The 22,185-nt window shown below is 66.6% G+C and carries 23 protein-coding genes; 10 read left to right on the top strand and 13 right to left on the bottom strand.

The genetic code is table 11. The features are described from left to right. Positions 1-202: 202 nt before the first annotated feature. Genes R2C4_RS14035 through ubiA form a run of 3 tightly spaced genes read right to left on the bottom strand, consistent with a single transcriptional unit; the run spans position 203 to position 3,444 of the window. Positions 203-517 carry a hypothetical protein gene (locus R2C4_RS14035; RefSeq protein ID WP_008556394.1) on the bottom strand — a complete coding sequence of 105 codons (315 nt, stop codon included), beginning with the start codon at positions 515-517 and terminating at the stop codon, positions 203-205. After that, complete coding sequence (locus R2C4_RS14030; protein ID WP_141891122.1) at positions 517-2,421, bottom strand: OmpA family protein; 1,905 nt, start codon at positions 2,419-2,421, stop codon at positions 517-519. Before R2C4_RS14030 ends, R2C4_RS14035 begins: the two co-directional genes overlap by 1 nt. A gap of 60 nt (positions 2,422-2,481) precedes the next feature. After that, on the bottom strand, positions 2,482-3,444 hold the full coding sequence (gene ubiA, locus R2C4_RS14025) for a 4-hydroxybenzoate octaprenyltransferase (protein WP_141891121.1): 963 nt from the start codon (positions 3,442-3,444) through the stop codon (positions 2,482-2,484). Between the two features lie 12 nt (positions 3,445-3,456). On the opposite strand from ubiA, the gene R2C4_RS14020 reads away from it, so the two are divergent. The 4 genes from R2C4_RS14020 (at position 3,457) to R2C4_RS14005 (ending at position 7,466) form a co-directional block, all read left to right on the top strand. Beyond that, the gene (locus R2C4_RS14020; RefSeq protein WP_141891120.1) at positions 3,457-4,182 is read left to right on the top strand and encodes a 16S rRNA (uracil(1498)-N(3))-methyltransferase; all 726 of its coding nucleotides are present in this window, start codon (positions 3,457-3,459) and stop codon (positions 4,180-4,182) included. Further along, positions 4,182-5,162: a hypothetical protein gene (locus tag R2C4_RS14015; RefSeq protein ID WP_141891119.1), complete on the top strand. Its 981-nt coding sequence runs from the start codon at positions 4,182-4,184 to the stop codon at positions 5,160-5,162. The genes R2C4_RS14020 and R2C4_RS14015 overlap by 1 nt, the downstream gene beginning before the upstream one ends. A 340-nt stretch (positions 5,163-5,502) precedes the next feature. Further along, positions 5,503-6,030, top strand: coding sequence for a hypothetical protein (locus tag R2C4_RS14010; protein WP_058285127.1), 528 nt, complete (start codon positions 5,503-5,505; stop codon positions 6,028-6,030). A 65-nt stretch (positions 6,031-6,095) separates the two neighbouring features. After that, positions 6,096-7,466 carry a glutamate--cysteine ligase gene (locus tag R2C4_RS14005; protein ID WP_141891118.1) on the top strand — a complete coding sequence of 457 codons (1,371 nt, stop codon included), beginning with the start codon at positions 6,096-6,098 and terminating at the stop codon, positions 7,464-7,466. 17 nt (positions 7,467-7,483) lie between these two features. Here R2C4_RS14005 and R2C4_RS14000 read toward each other — a convergent pair whose 3' ends face one another. Beyond that, on the bottom strand, positions 7,484-8,389 hold the full coding sequence (locus R2C4_RS14000; protein ID WP_141891117.1) for a DUF805 domain-containing protein: 906 nt from the start codon (positions 8,387-8,389) through the stop codon (positions 7,484-7,486). A gap of 165 nt (positions 8,390-8,554) precedes the next feature. After that, positions 8,555-9,031 carry a YHS domain-containing (seleno)protein gene (locus R2C4_RS13995; RefSeq protein WP_141891116.1) on the bottom strand — a complete coding sequence of 159 codons (477 nt, stop codon included), beginning with the start codon at positions 9,029-9,031 and terminating at the stop codon, positions 8,555-8,557. Between the two features lie 240 nt (positions 9,032-9,271). Here R2C4_RS13995 and lfb1 point away from each other — a divergent pair, with 240 nt between their 5' ends. Next, complete coding sequence (lfb1, locus tag R2C4_RS13990; protein WP_141891115.1) at positions 9,272-9,625, top strand: LIC10280 family protein; 354 nt, start codon at positions 9,272-9,274, stop codon at positions 9,623-9,625. Here the strand turns inward: lfb1 and R2C4_RS13985 are convergent. Genes R2C4_RS13985 through R2C4_RS13960 form a run of 6 tightly spaced genes read right to left on the bottom strand, consistent with a single transcriptional unit; the run spans position 9,615 to position 13,668 of the window. Continuing rightward, positions 9,615-9,887 (bottom strand): hypothetical protein, encoded by a 273-nt coding sequence (locus tag R2C4_RS13985; RefSeq protein WP_141891114.1) that lies wholly within the window; start codon positions 9,885-9,887, stop codon positions 9,615-9,617. The genes lfb1 and R2C4_RS13985 overlap by 11 nt on opposite strands. Continuing rightward, complete coding sequence (gene plsY / locus R2C4_RS13980; RefSeq protein ID WP_141891113.1) at positions 9,884-10,489, bottom strand: glycerol-3-phosphate 1-O-acyltransferase PlsY; 606 nt, start codon at positions 10,487-10,489, stop codon at positions 9,884-9,886. The genes R2C4_RS13985 and plsY overlap by 4 nt, the downstream gene beginning before the upstream one ends. Further along, positions 10,489-11,799, bottom strand: a complete 1,311-nt coding sequence (gene pyrC, locus R2C4_RS13975) for a dihydroorotase (protein WP_141891112.1) — start codon at positions 11,797-11,799, stop codon at positions 10,489-10,491. Before pyrC ends, plsY begins: the two co-directional genes overlap by 1 nt. Continuing rightward, on the bottom strand, positions 11,796-12,179 hold the full coding sequence (locus R2C4_RS13970; RefSeq protein ID WP_141891111.1) for a hypothetical protein: 384 nt from the start codon (positions 12,177-12,179) through the stop codon (positions 11,796-11,798). Before R2C4_RS13970 ends, pyrC begins: the two co-directional genes overlap by 4 nt. Continuing rightward, positions 12,179-12,712: a hypothetical protein gene (locus R2C4_RS13965; RefSeq protein ID WP_141892106.1), complete on the bottom strand. Its 534-nt coding sequence runs from the start codon at positions 12,710-12,712 to the stop codon at positions 12,179-12,181. Before R2C4_RS13965 ends, R2C4_RS13970 begins: the two co-directional genes overlap by 1 nt. A 5-nt stretch (positions 12,713-12,717) precedes the next feature. After that, positions 12,718-13,668 carry an aspartate carbamoyltransferase catalytic subunit gene (locus tag R2C4_RS13960; protein WP_058285136.1) on the bottom strand — a complete coding sequence of 317 codons (951 nt, stop codon included), beginning with the start codon at positions 13,666-13,668 and terminating at the stop codon, positions 12,718-12,720. Positions 13,669-13,873: 205 nt separating this feature from the next. Here R2C4_RS13960 and R2C4_RS13955 point away from each other — a divergent pair, with 205 nt between their 5' ends. The 5 genes from R2C4_RS13955 (at position 13,874) to R2C4_RS13935 (ending at position 20,867) form a co-directional block, all read left to right on the top strand. Then, complete coding sequence (locus R2C4_RS13955) at positions 13,874-14,638, top strand: uracil-DNA glycosylase (protein WP_141891110.1); 765 nt, start codon at positions 13,874-13,876, stop codon at positions 14,636-14,638. 9 nt (positions 14,639-14,647) lie between these two features. Beyond that, positions 14,648-15,247, top strand: a complete 600-nt coding sequence (locus R2C4_RS13950) for a metallophosphoesterase family protein (RefSeq protein ID WP_141891109.1) — start codon at positions 14,648-14,650, stop codon at positions 15,245-15,247. A gap of 92 nt (positions 15,248-15,339) precedes the next feature. Continuing rightward, positions 15,340-15,882, top strand: a complete 543-nt coding sequence (gene moaB, locus R2C4_RS13945; RefSeq protein ID WP_141891108.1) for a molybdenum cofactor biosynthesis protein B — start codon at positions 15,340-15,342, stop codon at positions 15,880-15,882. Between the two features lie 129 nt (positions 15,883-16,011). Beyond that, positions 16,012-17,466, top strand: a complete 1,455-nt coding sequence (locus R2C4_RS13940; protein ID WP_141891107.1) for an efflux RND transporter periplasmic adaptor subunit — start codon at positions 16,012-16,014, stop codon at positions 17,464-17,466. A gap of 5 nt (positions 17,467-17,471) precedes the next feature. Continuing rightward, on the top strand, positions 17,472-20,867 hold the full coding sequence (locus R2C4_RS13935; RefSeq protein WP_141891106.1) for an efflux RND transporter permease subunit: 3,396 nt from the start codon (positions 17,472-17,474) through the stop codon (positions 20,865-20,867). Here R2C4_RS13935 and R2C4_RS13930 read toward each other — a convergent pair. Both R2C4_RS13930 and R2C4_RS13925 read right to left on the bottom strand, forming a co-directional pair. Beyond that, positions 20,837-21,298 (bottom strand): NUDIX hydrolase, encoded by a 462-nt coding sequence (locus R2C4_RS13930; RefSeq protein WP_141891105.1) that lies wholly within the window; start codon positions 21,296-21,298, stop codon positions 20,837-20,839. The genes R2C4_RS13935 and R2C4_RS13930 overlap by 31 nt on opposite strands. After that, entirely contained in the window at positions 21,295-22,116 is an 822-nt protein-coding gene (locus R2C4_RS13925) for a protein-disulfide reductase DsbD domain-containing protein (RefSeq protein WP_244940732.1), read from the bottom strand. Before R2C4_RS13925 ends, R2C4_RS13930 begins: the two co-directional genes overlap by 4 nt. Positions 22,117-22,185 lie beyond the last annotated feature (69 nt).

Genomic DNA, 22,185 nt, shown 5'->3' with positions numbered 1-22,185 from the left:
AGGCCCCGCGAAGCGGCTTGACCTTGACGCGCCAACCTTCAAATACAATCGAATGAGGCCGAGATGGGCAGACCTGCCCGTTCAGGCCTTCTTAGCATAATGAAAACGCCGCGCGTCAGCGCGGCGCCAGGCCCAAGGCTTCTCAGGCTGTGATTGCGCAGCCATCACGGCCTGCAGGCGCGGGAGTGCCCCGCTTGGACCCTTAGTGCGGGATTTGGCTGCGCAGTTCTTCGGCCTCGCGGCGGGCCTCGCGCAGGCCGTCCATTGCCGCGCGCAACTCGGCTTCGGTCTGGGTCAGCTGGTTGGTCAGCTCCGCCTCGCGCTGCTGCAGATAGGTGATCGCCTGGTCGCGGGTCTCCTCTGCCTCATGCAGCTCCTGGCTCATCCGGTCGAGGTCGGCCACGTCGCTCTGGCGCACCCGGGTGAAGCGGTGCACCAGCCAGTTGGCGAACCAGCCGATGGCAAAGGCCGCAAACAGGATGATCGCGGTGGTGATGATGAACTCGGTTCTGTTCATTACTCTGTGGTCTCCTGTGCGTCCTCTGCGCCTTCGGCGTCCTCGCCGCCGGCGCTCTCGTCACCGGTGCTGTCTTCTGCGCTCCCCGCCTGTGCGGCAGGGCGGATCAGCTTGAATTCAATGCGGCGGTTGGCCTCGCGGCCTTCCTCAGTGTCATTGCCGGCAATCGGGGTGCTCTCGCCATAGCCCTTGGCGGCAAAGGTCGAGGTCACAACCCGGCGCGCCCGCAGCTCGTTCAGCACCGATTGCGCCCGCGCCTGGCTCAGGTTCTGGTTCATCGCCTCGCGGCCCTGGCTGTCGGTGTGGCCCTGGATCTCCAGCCGCACCGGGCCGCAGCGGCCCAGGATGTCCGCGATCCGGTCCATTGTCCCGGCGCTGTCCGCCGCAATGGTGGCGGAGCCGGGCTCGAATGTGATCTTGCCGTCACTCTGGGCGCTGGCAAGCTGCGCCTCGCAGAGTTCCGGCGGCAGCGGCTTGTCCGTCGGCTCCGGCGGCTTCTCATAGGTGATGTCGAGGCCATAAGTCTCGGCCTCGCCCAGCTTGGCCGACAGGAAGCGGGCGATTTCCGCCGGTGCGTCCTTGCGGTGGCTCATGCCGCGCAGTTCCAGGTTGCCGGGTGTCACCGTGACCGCGCCGCGCTGCAGATAAGACAGCGCTTCCAGCCCCGCCAGCACCCGCACCGGCCAGTCAGCGGGCAGGTTGGCGGCGACCCGCGCCGCTGTATGCACATTGCCGGAGCCGAACCGCGCCTTTGCGTAGCTGTCCGCAACCTTGCGCAGGGCGGCATCGGACAGGCGGCCGCGCAGCTGCACCTGCCCCTCGGGGCTGAGGGTGGCGGTAAATTCCGGCACGCCGCCGGCATCCTGCGCCTCTGGCACCGGCAGCACCGCGTGCAGGGCAAACACCCGGGGCAGGGCGCCTTCCAGCTCGCCCACCACGTGATCAAAGCGCGCCTCCGGGGTGCCTTCGGCGGCCACTAGCGTGATATCCGCATTGGCGATAGTGACCGAGCCGCCGCCCAGCTCAGCAAGGCCGGCAATGCTCAGCTCTGCCGCCCGGGCCCAGTTGGGCGAGGGCACACCCATGCCGATCACGCAATCCGCATCCCCCTGCAGCCCGGCCTTGCGGGCGGCGGCCAGGATACGGTCGCGGCTTTCCTCGCTTTCGGCAGAGCAGGCGTCAAATTCCGCGCTGTTGCCGTCCAGCAGGAAACGCAGGGTGAACGGGGTGATCACCGGCCGCGGTGCGGCGATGTCGAGCGCCAGCCGCAGTCCCGGCGGCGCGGTGCGGCCCAGCCGCTCTTCCAACTGCGCCTTGGCCTCCTCGCTGCCGGAAATGGCCGTCACCGAGACCTCTCCCGCCGCAACGGAAATCTTGGCGCGCGGCAGCAGTTTCAGCGCTTCCACAGCAAAGCCCATCGCCTCCGGCCAGCCTTCGGGAATGCCGTATTTCGCGGTTTCCAGGAAGTCGGCCACATGTTCCGGCCCGGCCAGGCTCTCTAGCTCCTCAACCAGCGCGGCGCGGCCGGAGCCTGCGGGGATCAGTCCAATGATGGAAATGCCGCCGTCATTGCGCAGGATTTCCGCCGAGAACCGCGGCGGCGCGAGGCCATCGGCAGGCGGAACCTCCATCCCGTCCACGATCCGGGCCGCGTCGACAACTGTGCCCACCAGCGATTTGACCGAAAACCGCGTGGCCTCATCCGGGGCGGTGCCCTCCAGCAGCACCTGCAGCCCGTCTGCCGTCACCTCCGCCCAGGTATAGCGGCCGCCGTCCAGCGCCGCGCGCACGCCGCGCTCAGTGCTCTCTTCCACGGCGGTGACGGCAAATCCGGCGGCAACAAGGCTCAGCCCGGCTGCGGCGGCAAAGGCCAGGCCCGGGATCATCAGCTTAGACAAGCGCATATGGCGGCACATTCCCAGTTTGCGTTACAGGCTCTTACCCCGCGAGCGGCCGCGATTCAATCACACGAACATGGCCAGGACAAAGAAGATCAGCGGAATCAGGCCGGTATCGCGGTTGAGCCGGAACAGCTGCAAAAGCCGCTGGCTGTTCTCTGCGTCAAAGGCGCGCAGCTGCCAGGTCATATGCCAGCCCATCGCCCAAGGCCCGGCCAGCGCCAGCACCAGGGCCAGCACCGAAGCGCTCTCCAGCACCGCTCCGATGACTGCCAGCGCCATCAGGCTGACAAAGGCCACGATGAAGCGGCGCAGCCACACCGGTGTCTGCGTCCCGAACAAGCGGGCCGTGGATTTCACCCCGATCAGCGCGTCGTCCTCGGTGTCCTGATGGGCATAGATGGTGTCATAGAACAGCGTCCAGGCGATCCCGGCCAGATACAGCAGCACCGGCGGCCAGCCCAAGGAGCCGCTATGCGCCACCCAGGCCAGCATGGCGCCCCAGTTGAAAGCGAGACCCAGAAACACTTGCGGCCACCAGGTGAACCGCTTGGCAAAGGGATAGACCGCGACCGGCAGCAGCGACAGGATGCCCATGGCGATGGCCGCCTGGTTGAAGGTCAGCAGAATCATCAGTCCAGCCAAGCATTGCAGCGCCATCCAGGCCAGCGCGCCCTTTACCGTCACCTGGCCGGAAGGGATGGGGCGCGACCGGGTGCGCTCCACCTGGCCGTCGAAGTTGCGGTCGGTGATGTCGTTCCAGGTGCAGCCCGCGCCGCGCATCAGCCAGGCGCCGGCGGCGCAGCCGATGGCGATCCACAGATCCTGCCAGCGCAGGCTCTGATCCGCCAGTATCGCCAAGGCCAGCCCCCACCAGCAGGGGATCAGCAAGAGCCAGGTGCCGATCGGCCGGTCGGCGCGGGAGAGCCGCAGGTAGGGGCGCGTCCATTCCGGGGCATGTGTGTCGACCCAGTTTCCGGTAACCGCATCCGCGACCTGACCCTCTGGCGCTGGCTTCTGGCCTTGCATATGTAGGACCCCATGAGTGCAAAAATCAGACTGTATGTAGAGCACCCCTTGGGGGCAGGGCAAACGGTTCCTTTGGACCGGGATCAGGCGCATTACCTGTTCGGGGTGATGCGGCTGGCAGCGGGCGCTGCTGTGGCGCTGTTCAACGGCAAGGATGGCGAATGGCTGGCCGAAGTGGCCGAGGCCGGCAAACGCGGCGGCACGCTGGTCTGCCAAGAGCAGACCAAGCCCTTGCAGCTGCCGCCGGACCTGTGGCTGATGTTCGCGCCGATCAAGAAGGCGCGCACTGATTTCATTGTCGAGAAAGCGGCCGAGATGGGCGCTGCCCGCATCCTGCCGGTGCAGACCGAATTCACCAATTCCGAGCGTATCCGCCAGGACCGGCTGCAGGCCCATGCGGTCGAAGCCGCGGAACAATGCGGTGGTACCTATGTGCCGGAAGTGGCGGACTTGCAAAAGCTCCCCCGCGTCCTGGACCAGTGGCCCGCCGGGCGGCAGCTGATGTTCTGCGACGAGGCTGAGGTGGGCAATGCCCTGCAACTGGCGGCGCAGACGCAGAAGGACGCGCCCTGGGCCATCCTGATCGGCCCGGAGGGCGGGTTCTCGGAGGCTGAGCGCAAGCGCCTGCACGCGCTGCCGCAATCCCACGTCGTCAGCCTTGGCCCCCGCATCCTGCGGGCCGATACGGCGGCGGTGGCGGCCATGACGCTGTGGCAGCAGGCACTGGGGGACTGGTAATGGGATATCTTGAACCGCTGCCGTTTTTTGCCCGCCCAAAGGGCGCCGCCCGCCAAATGGCACGGGTGCAACTTCAGGCGCAGCTGAAATGGCCCGGCGCCGGCATCAGGCTGCAAACTGCGCTGAAAGTCTCCGAAGAGACCTCGGTCTTCCGCGGCTATCGCGGCGAGGACCCGGTGGTCGTGAAGAAATTCTGGGATCTCAGCGCACGGCGCGGCTTTGTCGGCGGCACTGTGCAAGCGCTCCGCCGCTTTGAGCGCCTTGGCGCCCATCCGGACTTCTCCGTCAACAGGTGTTTCGCCAGTTCCGGCCATCTGGGCCTTGTGGTGGTAAGTTTCGAGGCCGGAACGCCGGTGGACAAGCTGCTCAAGCAGACCGCCGCAAACCGGCCGCAAATCCTGCGGCAATGCTGCGCGTGGCAGAGCTGGGCGGGACAGGGCGAAATCATTCGTACCGCCCTGCCTTCGAACCTGATCGAAGCTGAAATCCACACCATTCTCGGCGCCAGTGCCCGGCACCCGGACGCCGCGCTGCTGGCCGAGCTAGGCAATGAGCTGCTGCGGTTGCTGCCGCTGCTCGACGGCCAGCCGGCCGCGCGGGCGCCCGGGCATCCCGACTTCGCCCCCCGCAACCTGATTCTGCGCCCGGACGGCGGCGTTACGGCAGTCGATATCCATCGCAGCGGCACCTTCTTCCAGTCCCGTCAGGCGGCCATATTTCTCGTGTCCAAAGACTTCCAGAGCGAGAGCGCAGACGGCGCGCTGCTATTCGGGCTGGACCAAAGTGAGATGCTGCAGTTTCTGGCCCAATCGAGCGTGCCAGAGGACGAAACCAATACAGTTCTGATTTTCTTTATCGGTCTCACTCTTCTCAGAATGTACTCTACCAAACCGAGGCGCGGGCGGCCCATGAAGATGAGGCGCCGCAGAATCCGGGCTTATCTCAACGACCTGAGGCGAGGCGTTGGAATCAGAGCATGACTTTCATCAGCCCCGAACCCCGCATTTTCCTGCATGGCGTGCGGATCGCTTTCGTCTGCCCCAAGATCAGATTCTGCTAACCGGATCCTGTTATACCGGCTGCAGCTTCCGGTTCAGCGTGCCGGGCCGGGCGAAAATGCGTGGTGCGAGCCGGCCAGAGGGGCAGGACTGCCTGCGACGAGTACTGGATTGCCGGGTTTCAGGAGCCCGTCACGGGCAGCTGCGGCTAAAACCGCACGGCGATCGGTGCGTTGCCCATTGCATCCGCCGGCTTGGCTGCTCAAATAAGAAGGGTGTGGCGGGACGCTGCCCCGCCCGACGTTGGAATAAGGCGAAGCAAATGAGTTTCATCCGCCCCGAAGCCCGTGCCACCCTGTGGCAATGGCGCGAAGTATTGGCCGCCGTGCTGATGTTCCTGCTCGGGCTGAAATGGGCGTTTTCCTCGGCCGGGTTCACAGCCATCACCGGCTGGGCCCTTGTGGCCACCGGCCTGGTGACCGCAGTGATCGGCGCGCAGCGGATGCGGTTCCGGCGCGGCACAGCCGGGCCGGGCGTGGTGCAGGTGGACGAGGGGCAGATTGCCTATTTCGGTCCTCTGACCGGCGGTGCGGTGGCGGCCTCCGAGCTGGAGCGGCTGGCGCTCGACCATTCCTCGAAACCGCCGCACTGGCTGCTGGAGCAGCCGGGCCAGCCGCCGCTGGCAATTCCGGTGAATGCCGAAGGCTATGAGGCGCTGTTTGACGTCTTTGCTGCGCTGCCGGGCCTCAAAACCGAGCGCATGCTGACCGAGCTGCGGCGCAAAGGTGCTCACCAGGTCGTGATCTGGGAGCGCAGATCCAGCCGGCCGGAACATTTGCGCCTGCATTGACACCGGCGGCGATTCCGCCCACGACTGACCCTTCAACACAGACCTAACAGGACGGAGTGCCAGGCATGTCCATTCCCCAGTCCGGCGGCGGGCCGATCGAACGTCATGAGCAGCTTGCCGAATACCTTGCCGACGGCTGCAAGCCCAAGGACGCCTGGCGCATTGGCACCGAGCATGAGAAGTTCGGCTATTGCAAGGACACGCTGAAGCCGCTGCCCTATGCCGGCGAGCGCTCGATCCAGGCGGTGCTGGAAGGCCTGCGCGACGGCCACGGCTGGGCGCCGCTGATCGAGGGCGGCAACCTGATCGGCCTGACAAAAGGCGGCGCCAACATCAGCCTGGAGCCGGGCGGCCAGCTGGAACTCTCGGGCGCACCGCTGGAAACCATCCACGAGACCTGCGACGAGGTGAACGCCCACCTGCGCGACGTCAAGGACATCGCCGATAAGATCGGCGTCGGTTTCATCGGACTGGGCGCTGCTCCGGTCTGGCACCATGAAGACATGCCGCTGATGCCCAAAGGCCGCTACAAGCTGATGGACGCCTACATGCAGGAAGTCGGCACCATGGGCACCACCATGATGCGCCGCACCTGCACCGTGCAGGTGAACCTCGACTTCTCCTCCGAGGCCGACATGGTGCAGAAGCTGCGGGTGGCCTTGGCGTTGCAGCCCGTCGCCACGGCGCTGTTCGCCAATTCCCCATTTCTGGACGGCAAGCCGAACGGCCACAAATCCTGGCGCTCCCGCGTCTGGCGCTCGCTGGATGCCGACCGCACCGGCATGCTGCCGTTTGTATTCGAGGACGGCTTCGGGTTCGAGGCCTGGGTGCAATATGCGCTCGATGTGCCGATGTACTTTGTCTACCGCAACGGCGAGTACATCAACGCGCTAGGCATGTCCTTCCGCGATTTCCTCAAGGGCGAGCTGCCCGCGCTGCCGGGGGAAACCCCGACGCTGAGCGATTGGGCGGACCACCTGACCACCATCTTCCCCGAGGCCCGCATCAAGAAGTTCATCGAGATGCGCGGTGCCGACGGCGGCCCCTGGCGCCGCCTGTGCGCGCTGCCCGCCTTCTGGGTCGGCCTGACCTACGACCAGAGCGCGCTGGACGCGGCGTGGGATCTTGTCAAGGGCTGGGACGCCGAGACCCGCGAGGGCTTGCGCGTGGCGGCCTCCGAGCAAGGGCTGCAGGCCAAGGTGAACGGCATCAGCATGCATGAACTGGCGCGGGAGGTGGTGGCGATTTCGGAAAGCGGCCTCAAGGCGCGGCACAAGCCCGGCGCGGGCGGCCTGGTGCCGGATGAGACCCATTTCCTGAATGCCCTGAAAGACAGCCTCGAAAGCGGCAAGGTCCCGGCAGATGAGCTGTTGGAGCGCTATCACGGCGCCTGGGACGGGGACCTCAACCGCATTTACAGCGAATTCGCTTATTAAGACTGCAAGGGCCGCGTTCACGACGCGGTCCTTTGGTTTCCAAAGCCGGGCTCAGCTGCCCGGCTTGCCCAGCACCCGGCGCTGATACAATTCCCGGACCTGCGCCTTGCGCGCCGCCTGCAGCTTCCTTTCCTCTTCCTCCGTGCGCTTGGCCAGACAGGCATAGCCCGCATAGGCGTTTCCTTCACCGCCGCGGGCCTCGCGCGTGCGGGGGGCACCGGGCTGGTGCCGTGTGTATTGCCGCCGCGCTCCGAGGGCAGCAGCATGAAATAGAGATGCAGCAACAGCGCGATGAATGGCCCAAGCGCGATCAGCGTGAAGTGGAACAAGTACTGAAACGCCAGGACGGGATCATGCGCCGCTATAACGCCGGTCTGATCCAGCACACCGCCCGGATCGGCCTGCGCTGCAACGCCCAGCAGCATGGCCAGAATGGCGTCCCAGTCCAGTGCATTGGCGATGGCTGCCAGATTGAACAGCGCCTCCCAGAAGCTGCCGGACAGGGAAGCCGTCACTGCCCCGGCGACCATCAGCCCGGGGCCAAGGCCGCTTGGATCACTCATCGGAATTGCTGTCAGAAGGCCAACGCTCAACACCAGCCCCAGCGAAACTGCAGTGAACGGCAGCTTGGCCCATCTGCCGCTGCGCCCGGCATCATGCAGCCTGCGCACGGTCAGCGACAGCCGCGGAATGAAGGTGAACAGGAACAACCCGAGCGAGCCATAGTGGAAGGGGTTCAGCGGCGGTACTTCGCGGCGCAAGAGGTGTCCCCAGACTTCCGAGGCATCACCAGGCAGCATCAGGAAAATAAACAGCCAGACCAGCGGGATAACGCACCAGTACTCCAGGCGGGTGGTGCGGCCGTCAAAGTCGAGAAACTTGAAAGCAAAGCTTTCAAAGGCGGGAAGAATACGGGAAATCATTGGAAACCTGCTGTATTTTAATCTCCCTTGGGTTGCGCAGGAAACTGCGGCGGAATTGGGGCCCGGGCAGGGCAGGCCCGTGGTATCAGCCGCGGCCGCTCATCAAAAACCCGGCGGCAGGATGTCCTGCCGCCGGCTGCTCGCTTGTGAGTGGTGGCTTTAGCCTCACTGGGTCTGCAGTTCCGCCGGATCCTTGTCCGCGATGCCGTCCCAGTTGGAGTCGGCTTTTTCGATGAAACCGGGAATGTCGCCTTCCCAGCGGGTTTGAATATCCTTGGCGAGGTTCAAATACAGCTTGTCGTCGACGATCTTCCACAGGGTCGGGTCGCCGTCGAATTTGAAGCCCATGGCCGCGCCAAAGGCGCAGTAGCCGCCGTATTCAGGCAGGTAGGCTTCGGGGTTCTTTTCAAATTGGGCTTTGTTCTCTTCAGACGCGAAACGGTACAGCGCGTCGTTGTGCGTGGCGGTGATTTTCCAGTTGCCCGGAGTCGGCTCCCCAACCGTGAAATAGGCTACCGGGTCATAGCCCTGCAGCGCCAGACCGGTGGAGGAGGCGTTGATCTCAACCCCCGCCGCCAGGGCTGAGGTTGCCATCGCAACCGACAATGCCACACCGCTGATCAGTGCTTTTACTTTGTTCATGGTCCCGTCCTTTCAAATCCTGGCCGCGGCGTTCCCAAATGCTTGCCCGGCCGGTGTTTCACCATGTGCGCCGAGGAATCCTGCGGGTCACGGCACCGATGTGGAGACCCGGGCGATCACGTTCAAAACAACTCAATTTGACTGTGCACCGGGCGGCAGCGGGCTGTGCATTCCTGCGCAGACTAGGTGACAGGCCGCGATGCGGCGGGCAGGGTAGGGGCAGGCAAACCGGAGGCAAACATGAAACACCCATTCCCCGCCCGCCGCGCGCTGCTGTGCGGGCTGGCCGCGGCCTTGATGGCGGCGGCAGTGCCGGTCAGCGCCCAAGGCATCAGCGGCAGTTACCGTGCCGAGGGCCGCAACCCGGACGGCAGCAGCTATTCCGGCACCGTGCAGATCCGTGACAGCGGCGGGATGATCGAGGTGCATTGGCAGGTCGGCACCCAGACCTATGCCGGCAGCGGCACACGCAATGGCGATGTGGTCTGGGTGAACTGGGGCGATACCTATCCGGTGGTCTATGTGCGGATGCCCAGCGGAGAGCTGCATGGCACCTGGTCCAACGGCCGGGCGCTGAAGCGTCTTATTCCATAACGTTCAGATCAAGAACGAAGCGGACCACCTTCTCCGCGGGCATCTCGCAGGGTTTCAGACGCGCGCCCGAGGCCAGCCGGTAGAGGTTGAGGCTGATGTAATCGCCGCCGCCGAGTTCGCGCGCCACCAGTTTCTGCGCTTTGCCCGCGGCCAGATCCTGCCGGATGACCGCGTATTTGCGCCCGCCGGCCAGACCGGTGAAGGCCCCCAGCGGCAGCGCGTCAAAAGCTGCAAGGAAGGCTTGCAGCTCTGCGGTGGTCACTTCTGCCCGATCCTGGGTTCGGTGCCTGCGCGCAGCCGGGCGATATTGGCCGAATGGCGGACAAAGACAATCGCCGCCAGCAGCACCGACAGGCCAATCACCGCCTGATACCCCAGCACAAACGCCCAAACCGGCGCTGACAGGGCCGAGACCAGCGCCCCCATCGAGGAAATCCGGCTGGCCGCCGCCGCCGCCAGCCAGGTCAGGCAGCAGGCAATGCCCGCGGGCCAGGCCAGCGCCAGCAGCAGGCCGAGGAACGTGGCCACGCCCTTGCCGCCCTTGAACCCCAGCCAGACCGGAAAGCAATGGCCCAAGAAGGCCATCAGCCCCGCCGCCTGCGCCGCATCCTCGCCGGCCAGGGAGCGGGCCAGCAGCACCGCCGCCGCGCCCTTGCCGCCATCCAGAAGCAGTGTCAGTGCCGCGGCGGCCTTGCTGCCGGTGCGCAGCACGTTGGTGGTGCCGATATTGCCGGACCCGATCTGGCGCAGGTTGCCGAGACCGAAGGCCCTGGTGACCACCAGCCCGAACGGCACGGAACCAAGGCCGTAGCCGATCACCGCCCACAGGATCAGAACGGCGGCGGAACTGTCGATAACTGGCATCAGGTCCTCCGGTAAACCGGCTCACCGGCCACATAGGTTGCTTCCACCCGGCCCTGCATCCGCTGGCCGTCGTAAGGCGTGTTCTGCGATTTCGAGCGCAGTTTGAAGCGGTCCAGCACAAAGGGCACATCCGGATCGAACAGCACCAGGTCGGCCGGCGCGCCTTTGGCCAGGCGGCCGCTGTCCAGCCCCAGCCGTTTCGCCGGGTTCAGCGCCATCGCGCGAAACAGCACGGGCATATCCAGAAGCCCGTCATGGTACAGACGCAAGGCGGCGGGCAGCAGCGTCTCCAGCGCCACCGCACCGGCCGCAGCTTCCTCGAACGGCAGGCGCTTGCTTTCCTCATCCTGCGGTGTGTGCATCGAGGAAATGACGTCAATGAGCCCGGTCCGCACCGCCTCGACAACCGCCAGACGGTCCTCCTCAGAGCGCAGGGGCGGCTTCACCTTGAAAAAGCTGCGGTAGCCGGCCACGTCCAGCTCGTTCAGAGTCAGGTGGTGGATAGAGGTGCCTGCGGTGATATCCAGCCCATTGGCCTTGGCGCGCTCCAGCGCGGGCAGGGCGCGGGCGGTGGTGATTTGGTCCGCGTGGTATTTCGCGCCGGACATTTCCAGCAGCGCAATGTCGCGGTCCAGCCCCATCCGCTCTGCCATCGGCGAGACCGAGGGCAGACCGTACAGCGCCGCTAGCTTGCCGCTGGTGGCGGCCGCACCGGCGCTCAGGCCCGGCTCTTGCGGATGGGCGATGACCAGGGCGCCGCAGGAACGGGCATAGGTCAGCGCCCGCTGGAACACCTTGGTGTTTTGCACCACGTGGTCGCAATCGGAAAACGCCACCGCGCCCGCATCCATCAGAAACCGGATCTCGGTCATTTCGCGGCCTTCGCGCCCCTTGGTGAGCGCCGCCATCGGCAGCACGTTTACCGGCGTGTCGGCCTGGGCGCGCCGGGTCACGAACTCCAGCGTTTCCGGGCTGTCGATCGCGGGCGCGGTGTCCGGGCGGGTCACGATGGTGGTGACGCCGCCGGCAGCGGCCGCCAGACCCGCGGATTTATAGCTTTCCTTGTGCCGCTCGCCGGGCTCGCAAACCTTGACGCCGATGTCCACGATCCCCGGCGCCAGGCATTTGCCGCCGCAGTCCACCTGGGTCACGCCGTCCTGGCCGATGTTACGGGCGCTCAGCAGCGCGGCGGCGCCGGTGCCATTCCTGTCAACCGCCGCGATCCGTCCGTTCTGCACCAGAACCATGCCCAGCGTATCGGTGCCTGCCTCCGGGTCGATCAGGCGGGCGTTGATGAAGAGAGTGCTCATGCCTTGGCTCTTTCGATAGCGTTGAGAGTCGCGGCCGGGTCGGCCTGGTATTTTATCAGGTGCTTGTCGCCGCCTTTGGTGACCACCTGCACATAGCTGCCCATGGTGCGGACAGTGCCGATCTGAGAGAGCGCGACGCCGCGCCCGGCCGGGCCGCTGAGGGCATCTTCCGTCAGGGTCCAGACCACCGCCAGCTCCTCGCTGGCCATGTACCAGCCGCGCAGGGCGATTGCCGCCAGGCCGCCGATGGCTCCGGTCCAGATGTGCGGGCTGCCCATCACCCACAGCACCGCCATGGCGCCGCCCATGCCGATGGCCGCCATCCAGGCGTGAGCGCGGACATAGGCGCCGCGGTCCGGTTTGAATTCGCGTGCCGCCATCAGCTCACAAGCACCCAGATCAGCAGCGCAATCAGCAGCATGACAACGGTAAACAGCACAGCCCCGATGCGGCGGGACTGGGCCCGCGCCGCGCGCGGCGTCAGTTTCGGGGCAGAATAAGGCTTGGCGCTCTCAGCTGTTGCGGGCGGCGCGCTCCAATTGGTCTGCCGCTCGCCATAGGTGCCGATCAGCTTGATCTGATCCGCCGGGGTCAGCCGGGTCTCCTTGCCGTCAAACGCGCGGGAGCGGATCAGCAGCACATGGCCCTCCTGGGCCTGCAGAACCTCCCGGTCCGCCTCGACCTGCGCGCGCGGCACGCCGCAGCCTTCGGTGAGGTAACCGGTCAGACCGATGTCCTCCAGATCGGAGACCGGGAAGATTTCCACCTGCTCCATGTCAAGCGTCTCGGCCCCCAGCACCTGCGCCAGCGCGCCAGGTTCCTTCAGGAAGGCCGCCTGCTCCGGCCGCATGGCGAGTTCGAACAGCCGGATCACGCCGCGTTCGCCTGCCGGGATATGGATCACGCCGTCCATGCCGCTCACCCTGCCTCCGCCTGGCGTTCGGCGCGCAGGTTGCGGGCCAGCAGGTCCATCGCCGCCATCCGCACCGCGACGCCCATTTCCACCTGTTCCTGGATGACCGAGCGGTTGATGTCGTCGGCGAGCGTGCCGTCGATCTCCACCCCGCGGTTCATCGGGCCGGGGTGCATGACAATGGCGTCGGGCTTGGCCAGCGCCAGCTTCTCGGCGTCGAGGCCATAGCGGTGGTAATACTCGCGCTCCGACGGGATAAAGCCGCCGTCCATCCGCTCCTTCTGCAGGCGCAGCATCATCACGACGTCGACGTCCTGCAGCCCTTCGCGCATGTCGTCATAGATTTCGGCGCCGAATTCGGCGAACTGGCCGGGCACCAGCGTCGGCGGGCCGATCAGGCGGATGCGGTTTTCCATCTTGCCGAGCAGGATCAGGTTGGACCGCGCCACACGGCTGTGGGCGATATCGCCGCAGATCGCGATGTTCAGCCTGTGCAGCCGGCCTTTGGAGCGGCGGATGGTCAGCGCATCCAGCAGCGCCTGGGTCGGGTGCTCATGCTTGCCGTCGCCCGCGTTCAGCACCGCGCAGTTCACCTTCTGCGCCAAGAGGTCCACGGCGCCGGAATGCGGGTGGCGCACAACCAGCAGATCCGGGTGCATCGCATTCAGCGTCATCGCGGTGTCGATCAGGGTCTCGCCCTTTTTGATCGAGGAGGCCTGCATCGCCATGTTCATCACATCGGCGCCCAGCCGCTTGCCCGCCAGCTCGAACGAGGCCTGGGTGCGGGTCGAGTTCTCGAAGAACATGTTGATCTGAGTGAGGCCCGCCAGCACGTCGGAGTGCTTCTCGGGACGGCGGTTCAGCGCCACATAGTCGTCGGCCAGGTCGAGGATCGCGGTGATCTCATGCGGTTTCAGCGGTTCGATGCCAAGCAAATGGCGGTGTTCGAAGGACATAGGGGGCGGCTCCGCTTGATTTGCAGGTTCTTATAGGCGGCGTGCGCGGTTGCGGCAAGGCGTAGCCGCGGGGCTGGCGGCGCGCAGGCGAGGGGCCGGCCCCTCGCGCTCCCCGGAGTATTTTCAGACAGATGAATGGCTTGAATTTGCAGGGCAGGGCCGGTGAGGTGTTCCGCTTGCCGGCTGGGCGGAGTAGCTTGGGCGCATGGAATCGGCATTGGATTACTGGAGCGCGCGGGCGCTGTTGGAGTGGCAGGCGGAGCTTGGCGCGACCGAAGCGCTGTGCGACGCGCCGGTCGACCGCTATGCGCTGGAGCAGGCGGCCCCCAAGCCGAAGCCGGGCGCTGCCCCCGCGCCGCCGCCCAAGCCCAAGGAAGCGGATCCCGTGGAGGTGGCGCAGAGGGCCGCCAAGGGGGCGGCGTCGCTGCCCGCCTTGCGGGATGCGCTGGCGGGTTTCGATCATTGCGACCTGAAACGCGGCGCGCGCAATCTGGTGTTTTCGGACGGCCAGCCGGGAGCCCGGGTGATGATCATCGGCGAGGCGCCGGGCCGGGACGAGGATTTGCAGGGCAAGCCGTTTGTGGGCCGGGCCGGGCAGCTTCTGGACAGGATGCTGGAGGCGATCGGCCTCAGCCGCGCCGAAAGCGTTTATATTTCTAACGTGCTGCCCTGGCGGCCGCCGCAGAACCGCGACCCGCTGCCGGCAGAGATTGCCATGCTGACGCCTTTTCTGGAGCGGCATGTGGCGCTGGCGGAACCGGAAGTTCTGGTGCTGATGGGCAATATCAGCTGCCAGGCGGTGCTGGGCAAGCGCGGCATCACCCGGCTGCGCGGCAAATGGGACCAGGCCTGGAACAGGCCGGTGATCCCGATGTTCCACCCCGCCTATCTGCTGCGCCAGCCAGCGCAGAAACGGCTGGCCTGGGCAGACCTGCTGGAGCTCAAGGCGCGGCTGGGCAGTTTGTCCTGAGGTAAAGCGATGAAAATCCTGGCGTTCTCCGACCTGCATCTCTCGGCCTCCCATGCGGCGGATATCGTGGCGGCCAGCGCCGGTGCGGATCTGGTGATCGGCGCGGGCGATTTCTGCAATTGCCGGCAGGGGATGGACCGGGCAGTGGCGATGCTGGCCGGTTTGCAGGCGCCGATGGCCGCGGTGCCCGGAAACGGCGAAAGCGCGGATGAGCTGCGGGCGGCGGGCTTGCCGGATACCACGGTGCTGCATGGAGAAGGCGGGGTGTTCGAAGGCCTGCGCCTGTTCGGGCTGGGCTACGGCGTGCCGGAAACGCCTTTCGGCAGCTGGTCCTGCGACCTGAGCGAGACGCAGGCGGCAGCGATGCTGGCGGCCTGTGAGCGCGCGGACATCCTGATCTGCCATTCCCCGCCCAAGGGGCTGGGGGATCTGACCTCCGGCGGGCAGTCTGTCGGCTCCACCGCCATCCGGGCCGCGGCGGAGCGGATCCGGCCTCAGCTGCTGCTCTGCGGCCATGTGCATGATTGCTGGGGCTTTCGCGGCACATTAGGCAAGACGCAGGTGGCCAATCTGGGCCCAGGCGTAAGCTGGTTCGAGGTGGCGCCATGAGTGCTGGTGCAGGTTTGCCGGCGTGCGCCCCGGCGGGAATTTTTGCAGCGCTGGCCATGCGGCAGGCGATTACGGAGAGGACGTGACAGGCAATGTCCCGGATTGACGAAAACATGGACTTCATCCCCGTCCGCATCGCGGTGCTGACGGTCTCGGACACCCGCAAGCTGGAGGATGACCGCTCCGGTCAGGTGCTGGTCGACCGGCTCGGCGAGGCGGGCCACGTGCTGGCCGCGCGCAAGATAATCCCCGACGAGCGGGCGGAGATCGCCGCGCAGTTGCGCGCCTGGGTGTCCGATCCGGAAGTGGATGTGGTGATCTCCACCGGCGGCACCGGCCTGACCGGGCGCGACGTGACGGTGGAGGCGCACCGCGACGTCTATGAGAAAGAGATCGAGGCCTTCGGCACCGTTTTTACCTGGGTCTCGATGCAGAAGATCGGCACCAGCGCGGTGCAGTCGCGCGCCACTGGCGGGGTCGCGGGCGGCACCTACCTGTTTGCGCTGCCCGGCAGCCCCGGCGCCTGCAAGGACGGCTGGGATGAAATCCTGTCAAAACAGCTCGATTACCGCCACCGGCCCTGCAATTTCGTGGAAATCATGCCCAGATTGGAGGAACATCTGCGCCGGAAGTAAGCGCGCGCGGCGTGTAACCTCGCAAACCCGTGCGGAAATTCATATATTTCCAAGCGGGCACAAGGCATTTTACGCTTTGGCAGGCCGCCTGCGCGGTCCCGGCAGCAGCCGCCACCGGAAGGGAGAAACATGCGCTTTTTGCGTCAGAGTGTGACAGGGGTTTTCCTGGCGGCGGTCACGGCGGCCCTGCTGCTTTATGCCGGGCAGCTGATCTTCGGCGCAATCGAGGCGCAGCTGAACGCGGAGAAGGCAGCCCCCCCGGCGCGGGAGCGGATTTTCGCGGTCAATGTGGTGACGGCGGAGCTGCAGACAGTGGCACCGGAGCTGACTGCCTTTGGCCGGGTTGAGAGCCGCCGCGCGCTGGAATTGCGCACCGCGGTCGGCGGACGGGTGGTGCAGCTTTCTGAGGATTTCGAGGACGGCGGCACGGTCCGCGCGGGCGAGGTGCTGGTGCAGATTGACCCGGCGGATGCCCAGTCGGCGCTGGACCGGGCTGAGGCCGACATGATGGACGCCCGCGCCGAGGAGCGCGATGCAGGCCGCGCGCTGGTTCTGGCCGAGGATGAACTGCAAGCCACTCAGGATCAGGCGCAGCTGCGCGAACGCGCCTTTCAGCGGCAGGTGGATCTGGCCAGCCGGGGCGTCGGCACCGCGGCGGCGGTGGAAACGGCAGAACTGGCTTCGGTGCAGGCGCGCCAGGCGGTGATTTCGCGCCGGCAGGCGGTGAACCAGGCAGAGGCCCGCGCCGATCAGGCCGCAACCCGGGTGGCACGGGCGCAGATCGCGCTGGATGAGGCGCAGCGGGATCTGGACGACACCACGATCAAGGCTCGCTTCGACGGCACCCTGCAATCGGTGAACCTGGTGCAGGGACGGCTGGTTTCGGCCAATGAGAAGCTCGCGGATCTGGTCGATCCGGACCTGCTGGAGGTGGCTTTCCGGGTCTCGACCGCGCAATACGCCCGGCTGCTGGACGCCGAAGGGCATCTGCTGCAAGCACCGGTGCGGGTGTCGCTGGATGCCGACGGGGCGGGGCTGAGCGCCGCCGGGCGGATCTCCCGCGCCAGCGGCGCGGCGGGCAACGGGCAAACCGGGCGGCTGGTCTACGCGCGCCTGGAAACCGCGCCGGGGTTCGAGCCCGGGGATTTTGTCACTGTCAAGGTAACTGAGCCAGAGGTCGCGGCGGTGGCCCGTGTGCCCGCCTCGGCGCTGGGCGCCGATGGCAAGGTGCTGGTGCTGGGCGAGGAGGGGCGGCTGGAGGCGCTGCCGGTGGAGCTGGTGCGCCGCCAGGGCGATGATGTGCTGATCCGCGGCGCCGGGCTGGAGGGCCGCGAAGTCGTTACCGGCCGCACGCCGCTGCTGGGCGCTGGCATTAAGGTGCGCCCCTTGCGCCAGGGCGCCGGGGTGCAGGCGCTGCCCGAGCTGATCGAGCTGAGCGACGAGCGCCGCGCCCGGCTGGTGGCCTTTGTCGAGGGCAGCAGTGCGATGCCGACAGAGGTGAAGGCGCAGATGCTGCGGCAGCTGGCCGAGGCGCGGGTGCCCGCGCAGCTGGTCACCCGCATTGAATCCCGGATGGGAGGCTGAGGGCCGTGGTCCGCAAGCTCCCCCGTCCGGCCCGCGGGCTGTTCAGTTACTTCGCCCGCCACCGCACCGCTGCAAACCTGCTCTTGGTGATCATGCTGGTGCTGGGGGCGGCGGCGATGCCCAATATGCGGGCGCAGTTCTTCCCGGATGTTATCGTCGAGCGGGTGACTGTCTCGGTTGAATGGGAGGGCGCCGGGCCGGAGGACGTGGACAACGCCATCGTCCAGGTGCTGGAGCCGGTGCTGCTGGCGGTCGATGGGGTGGAGAAGACGTCCTCCATTTCGCGCGAAGGGCTGGCAACGCTGACGCTGGAGTTCGAGCCGGGCTCCGACATGGGGCAGGCTACCGATGACGTGCAAAGCGCCGTGGACGGCATCACCTCGCTGCCGGAAGAGGCGGAGGAGCCGGAGGTGCGGCGCGGCGCCTGGCGCGACCGGGTGACAGATGTGGTGATCACCGGCCCGGTGGGGCCTGGTCAGCTGGGCCTCTTTGCGGATGAGCTGGTGGTGCGGCTGTTCGAGGCCGGTGTGACCCGCACCACCATCCGCGGGGTGGCGGCGCCGGAAACCATCGTCGAGGTGCCGACCGCCCAGCTGATCACCCATGACATCACCATGCGCGAAATCGCCGAAGCGATTGCCGCCGAGGTCGACGCGGATCCTGCAGGCGACGTGAGCGGCGCCAATGCCCGGGTGCGCACCGGCAGCGAGAAACGCCAGCCGGATGAGCTGAAAGCCATCGTTCTGCGCACCAACCCCGACGGCTCCGTCCTGACCATTGATGATGTGGCCTCGGTGCGGGTCGAGGGGGTGGACCGCAACCGCTCTTACTTCGTAGGTGACCATCCGGCGATGTCGATCCGGGTCGACCGCTCTGACCAGGGCAATGCAATCCGCCTGCAGGGCCAGGTGCAGGACGTGGTCGCGGAAATGCAGGCCAGCCTGCCGCAAGGGGTCACAGCGCAGCTGATCCGCACCCGCGCTGAACACATCACCGACCGGCTGAACCTGCTGGTCGACAACGGGCTGATGGGGCTTGCGCTGGTGCTGTGCCTTCTGTTCCTGTTCCTCAACACCCGCATTGCGTTCTGGGTGGCGGTGGGGATACCGGCCTCGATGTTTGCCGCGGTGGCTCTGATGTATGCGGCCGGGATCACCCTCAATATGGTCAGCCTGTTCGGCCTGATCATCACACTGGGCATCGTGGTGGATGATGCCATCGTGGTGGGGGAGCACGCCGATTTCCGGGTGCGCCGACTCGGCGAAAATCCGGTGCAGGCCGCCGAGAATGCCGCCCGGCGGATGGCGATGCCGGTCTTTGCGGCGACCCTGACCACGATCATTGCTTTCTTCGGACTGACGCTGGTGGGCGGGCGGTTCGGCGAACTGATCCGCGACATCCCCTTCACCGTGATCGCGGTGCTGGCGGCCTCGCTGGTCGAATGCTTCCTGATCCTGCCCAACCACCTGGCCCATGCGCTGACCCATGCGCAGGCGCGGCACTGGTACGACTGGCCGAACCGGATGGTGAACCGCGGCTTCCGCTGGCTGCGCGACCATGCGTTCCGCCCGCTGATGGGGCTGATCGTCACCGCGCGCTATGCGGTGCTGGCCGGGGCGTTGGCGATCCTGGCCAGCCAGGCGGCGCTGTTCATCAACGGCGATGTGCAATGGCGCTTTTTCAACGCGCCGGAGCGCGGCTCAATCACCGGCAATTTCGTCATGGCCGAGGGGGCTACCCGCACCGATACCCTTGCGATGATGCGGGAGATGCAGCGCGCGACAGAGGCGCTGGGCGCCGAATACGCCGGACGCTACGGCCGCAACCCGCTGGATTTCGTGATGGCCGAGACCGGCGGCAATGCGGGCCGCGGCCTGTCGGGGGTTGAAGGCAAGGAAGCCGACCTGCTGGGCGGGATCTCGATCGAGCTGATCGACGCCGACCTGCGCCCCTATTCCAGCTTCGCCTTTGTGGCGGAATTGCAGGAACGGGTTGCGCGCCACCCAATGGTCGAGACGGTGTCCTTCCGCAGCTGGCGCTCTGGCCCGGGCGGCGATGCGCTGGACGTGCAGTTCGCGGGCGCCAGCGTGCAGACGCTCAAGACCGCCTCAGAGGACCTGAAAACTGCGCTGCTGCGCTTCCCCGAGGTGTCCGCGGTTGAGGACAACCTGGCCTACGACAAGGAGGAGGTGATCCTGGACCTCACCCCGCACGGCCAGGCGTTGAATTTCACCATCGGCAGCCTGGGCCGTGCGCTCAGGGCGCGGCTGAATGGGATTGAGGCAGCAACCTATCCCGACGGGCCGCGCAGCGCAGCGATCCGGGTGGAGCTGCCGCAAAATGAACTGACCGCCGATTTCCTGGAACGCACCCTGATGCGGGCGCCCAGCGGGATCTACGTGCCGCTGGCCGATATCGTCTCGGTCACGCAGCGCACCGGGTTTTCCACCGTGCGCCGCGAGAACGGCATCCGGGTGATCAGCGTGACCGGCGACATCTCCGAGGACGATCCGGCCCGCGCCGAGGCGGTGATGCAGGCACTGCAGGAGGAGATCCTGCCGAAGATCGCCAGCGAGCGGCAGGTCGAATGGCGCCTGTCGGGGCTGGCGGAGCAGGAGCAGACTTTTTTGCAGGAGGCGGGTACCGGCCTGATCCTTTGCCTCACCGGGATTTACCTGGTGCTGGCCTGGATCTTCGCCAGCTGGACCCGGCCGCTGGTTGTGATGGCGATCATTCCCTTTGGCCTCGTCGGCACCATCTGGGGCCACTACATTTGGGAGGTGCCGCTGTCCATGTTCACGGTGGTGGGCCTGTTGGGGATGACCGGCATCATCATCAACGATTCCATCGTGCTGGTGACCACGATCGACCAGTATGCCAAAGACCGCGGGCTGATCCCGTCGATCATCGACGCGGCGGCGGACCGGCTGCGGCCGGTGATGCTGACGACGATGACCACGGTGCTGGGACTGGCGCCGCTGCTGTTCGAACGCGCGCAGCAAGCACAGTTCCTGAAGCCGACGGTGATCACCCTGGTCTACGGCCTGGGCTTTGGCATGTTCCTGGTGCTGCTGGTGGTGCCTGCCCTGGTGGCGATGCAGCGGGACCTGTCGCGGCCGATGACAGCGCTGCGCCGGGCCCTGCGGCGCGGGGCAGGGCGTTTGCGCTGGCTGGTGCTGGGCACCGCGCTGGCGCAGCTGGGCTGGCTGGTGCTGACGCTGGGCTGGGCGATGGCCACGGGGGCGCTGCATCCGCTGCTGCGGGCAGTGCCTGCGCTGGCGTCGATGGAGCCGGTGCGGGCCGGGCTGCTGGCCTGTTTGGCCGGGGCGCTGGTGCTGGCGCTGCTGGCCTATCTGGCTGGCGGCGCGGCCTACCGGTTCAGCGCCCGCCAGCGGGCCTGAGCCAGCCGGGCGACCTCGCCCACCTGATCCAGCAGCTGCAGGCCGCGGTTTTCGATCTCCGCGATGGGGATCCATTCCGCCTGTTCGGCGTCATCATCCGGCAGCGGATCACCACTGGCGTGCGCGCACAGGACCACGGTCAGCAGATACTGGCGCTCCACCCCGCCCGCCGCGGTGCGGACGATGACATCCACATTGGTGAGATATTCCAGCGGCCGGGCGGAGACGCCGGTTTCCTCCATCAGTTCGCGCGCGGCGGCCTGGAGGGCGGTCTCGCCCATCTCCACATGGCCGCCGGGAAAGCCCCACCAGCCTGCGTTCGGCTCCTTGCCGCGCTGCACCAGGATCACGTGGTCCTGGCCATCGAAATGACGGCAGACCACGGCAATGGTGCCAAGCACCGGGCGCTGCGGGCTGTCAGCTGAGCTCATCCGGCGCTGCAGCCCTGAATGTCGACAGAGTGGTTCTGCCCCAGCACGGTGATCCGCAGTTTCGAGCGGTCAATGGCATAGGCGCTGTTGTCGGCAGGCAGAAACTCGGTTTCCGCCACCAGCAGCCCGCCCTCGCGGCGGGTGGTGGTTTCGCCGGCGTAAAGCTTGGGGTTGCCGGGCTCGATCACCGCGATCTCCTCGCCGCCGGCCGGGGGCATCGAGATGCGGGCGGTGACCTTCATGCCGTACTCAGACGGGCGCAGGCTGCAAGCCGCCTGGCGCACGCCAGCCTCCTTGGCCGACCAAGGGCGGCTCGCGAGCGCGGCGGCAATCGCCGGGTTGCGGCCCGCGCTTGCGTCCAGCTGATGGTCGAATTTCAGCTCAGCCGGCACGCAGACATCCTTGCACACCCCCAGCTGCATCCGCCCCTTCAGCCGCACCGGCTTGCCCGGGGTCTCCGGTGTGATCTCCAGTGGCAGCACCAGCTGATCGTGATAGCCGATGGTGCGGTAGCCGGAGGTCAGGAACACTTCGGGAGCAGGCCAGGTGATCGACAGCGCGCCCACGTTGCGCGCGCCGCGCCAGGAAAAGCTGGGCGGGATACCGGCATCGCCGGGCGCACGCCAATAGGTCTTCCAGCCGGGCTGCAGCTTGACCCGCAGCGCGCCCATATAGGTGCCGCGCGGTGTCATGCCGCCGTCCAGCACCTCGATCTCCACGATGCCGCCTTCGGCGGCGCCGGACAGGGCCGGGGAGCCAGCGGCAAGGGCCAGAAGGGAGGCCGCGCAGGCAGCCGCTTTGGTCAGTGTCTTCCTCATGCACAAATACATGCGCCCGGCAGCGCGGTTTGCCAAGTCACGATCCGGTCATGCGCCGCTCATCACCCT

The organism is Leisingera aquaemixtae (assembly GCF_006740765.1).
In the GTDB taxonomy this organism is placed as follows: domain Bacteria; phylum Pseudomonadota; class Alphaproteobacteria; order Rhodobacterales; family Rhodobacteraceae; genus Leisingera; species Leisingera aquaemixtae.
The sequence above is the reverse complement of the archived record's forward strand: the minus strand, read 5'-3'. Positions and strand labels throughout refer to the sequence as shown.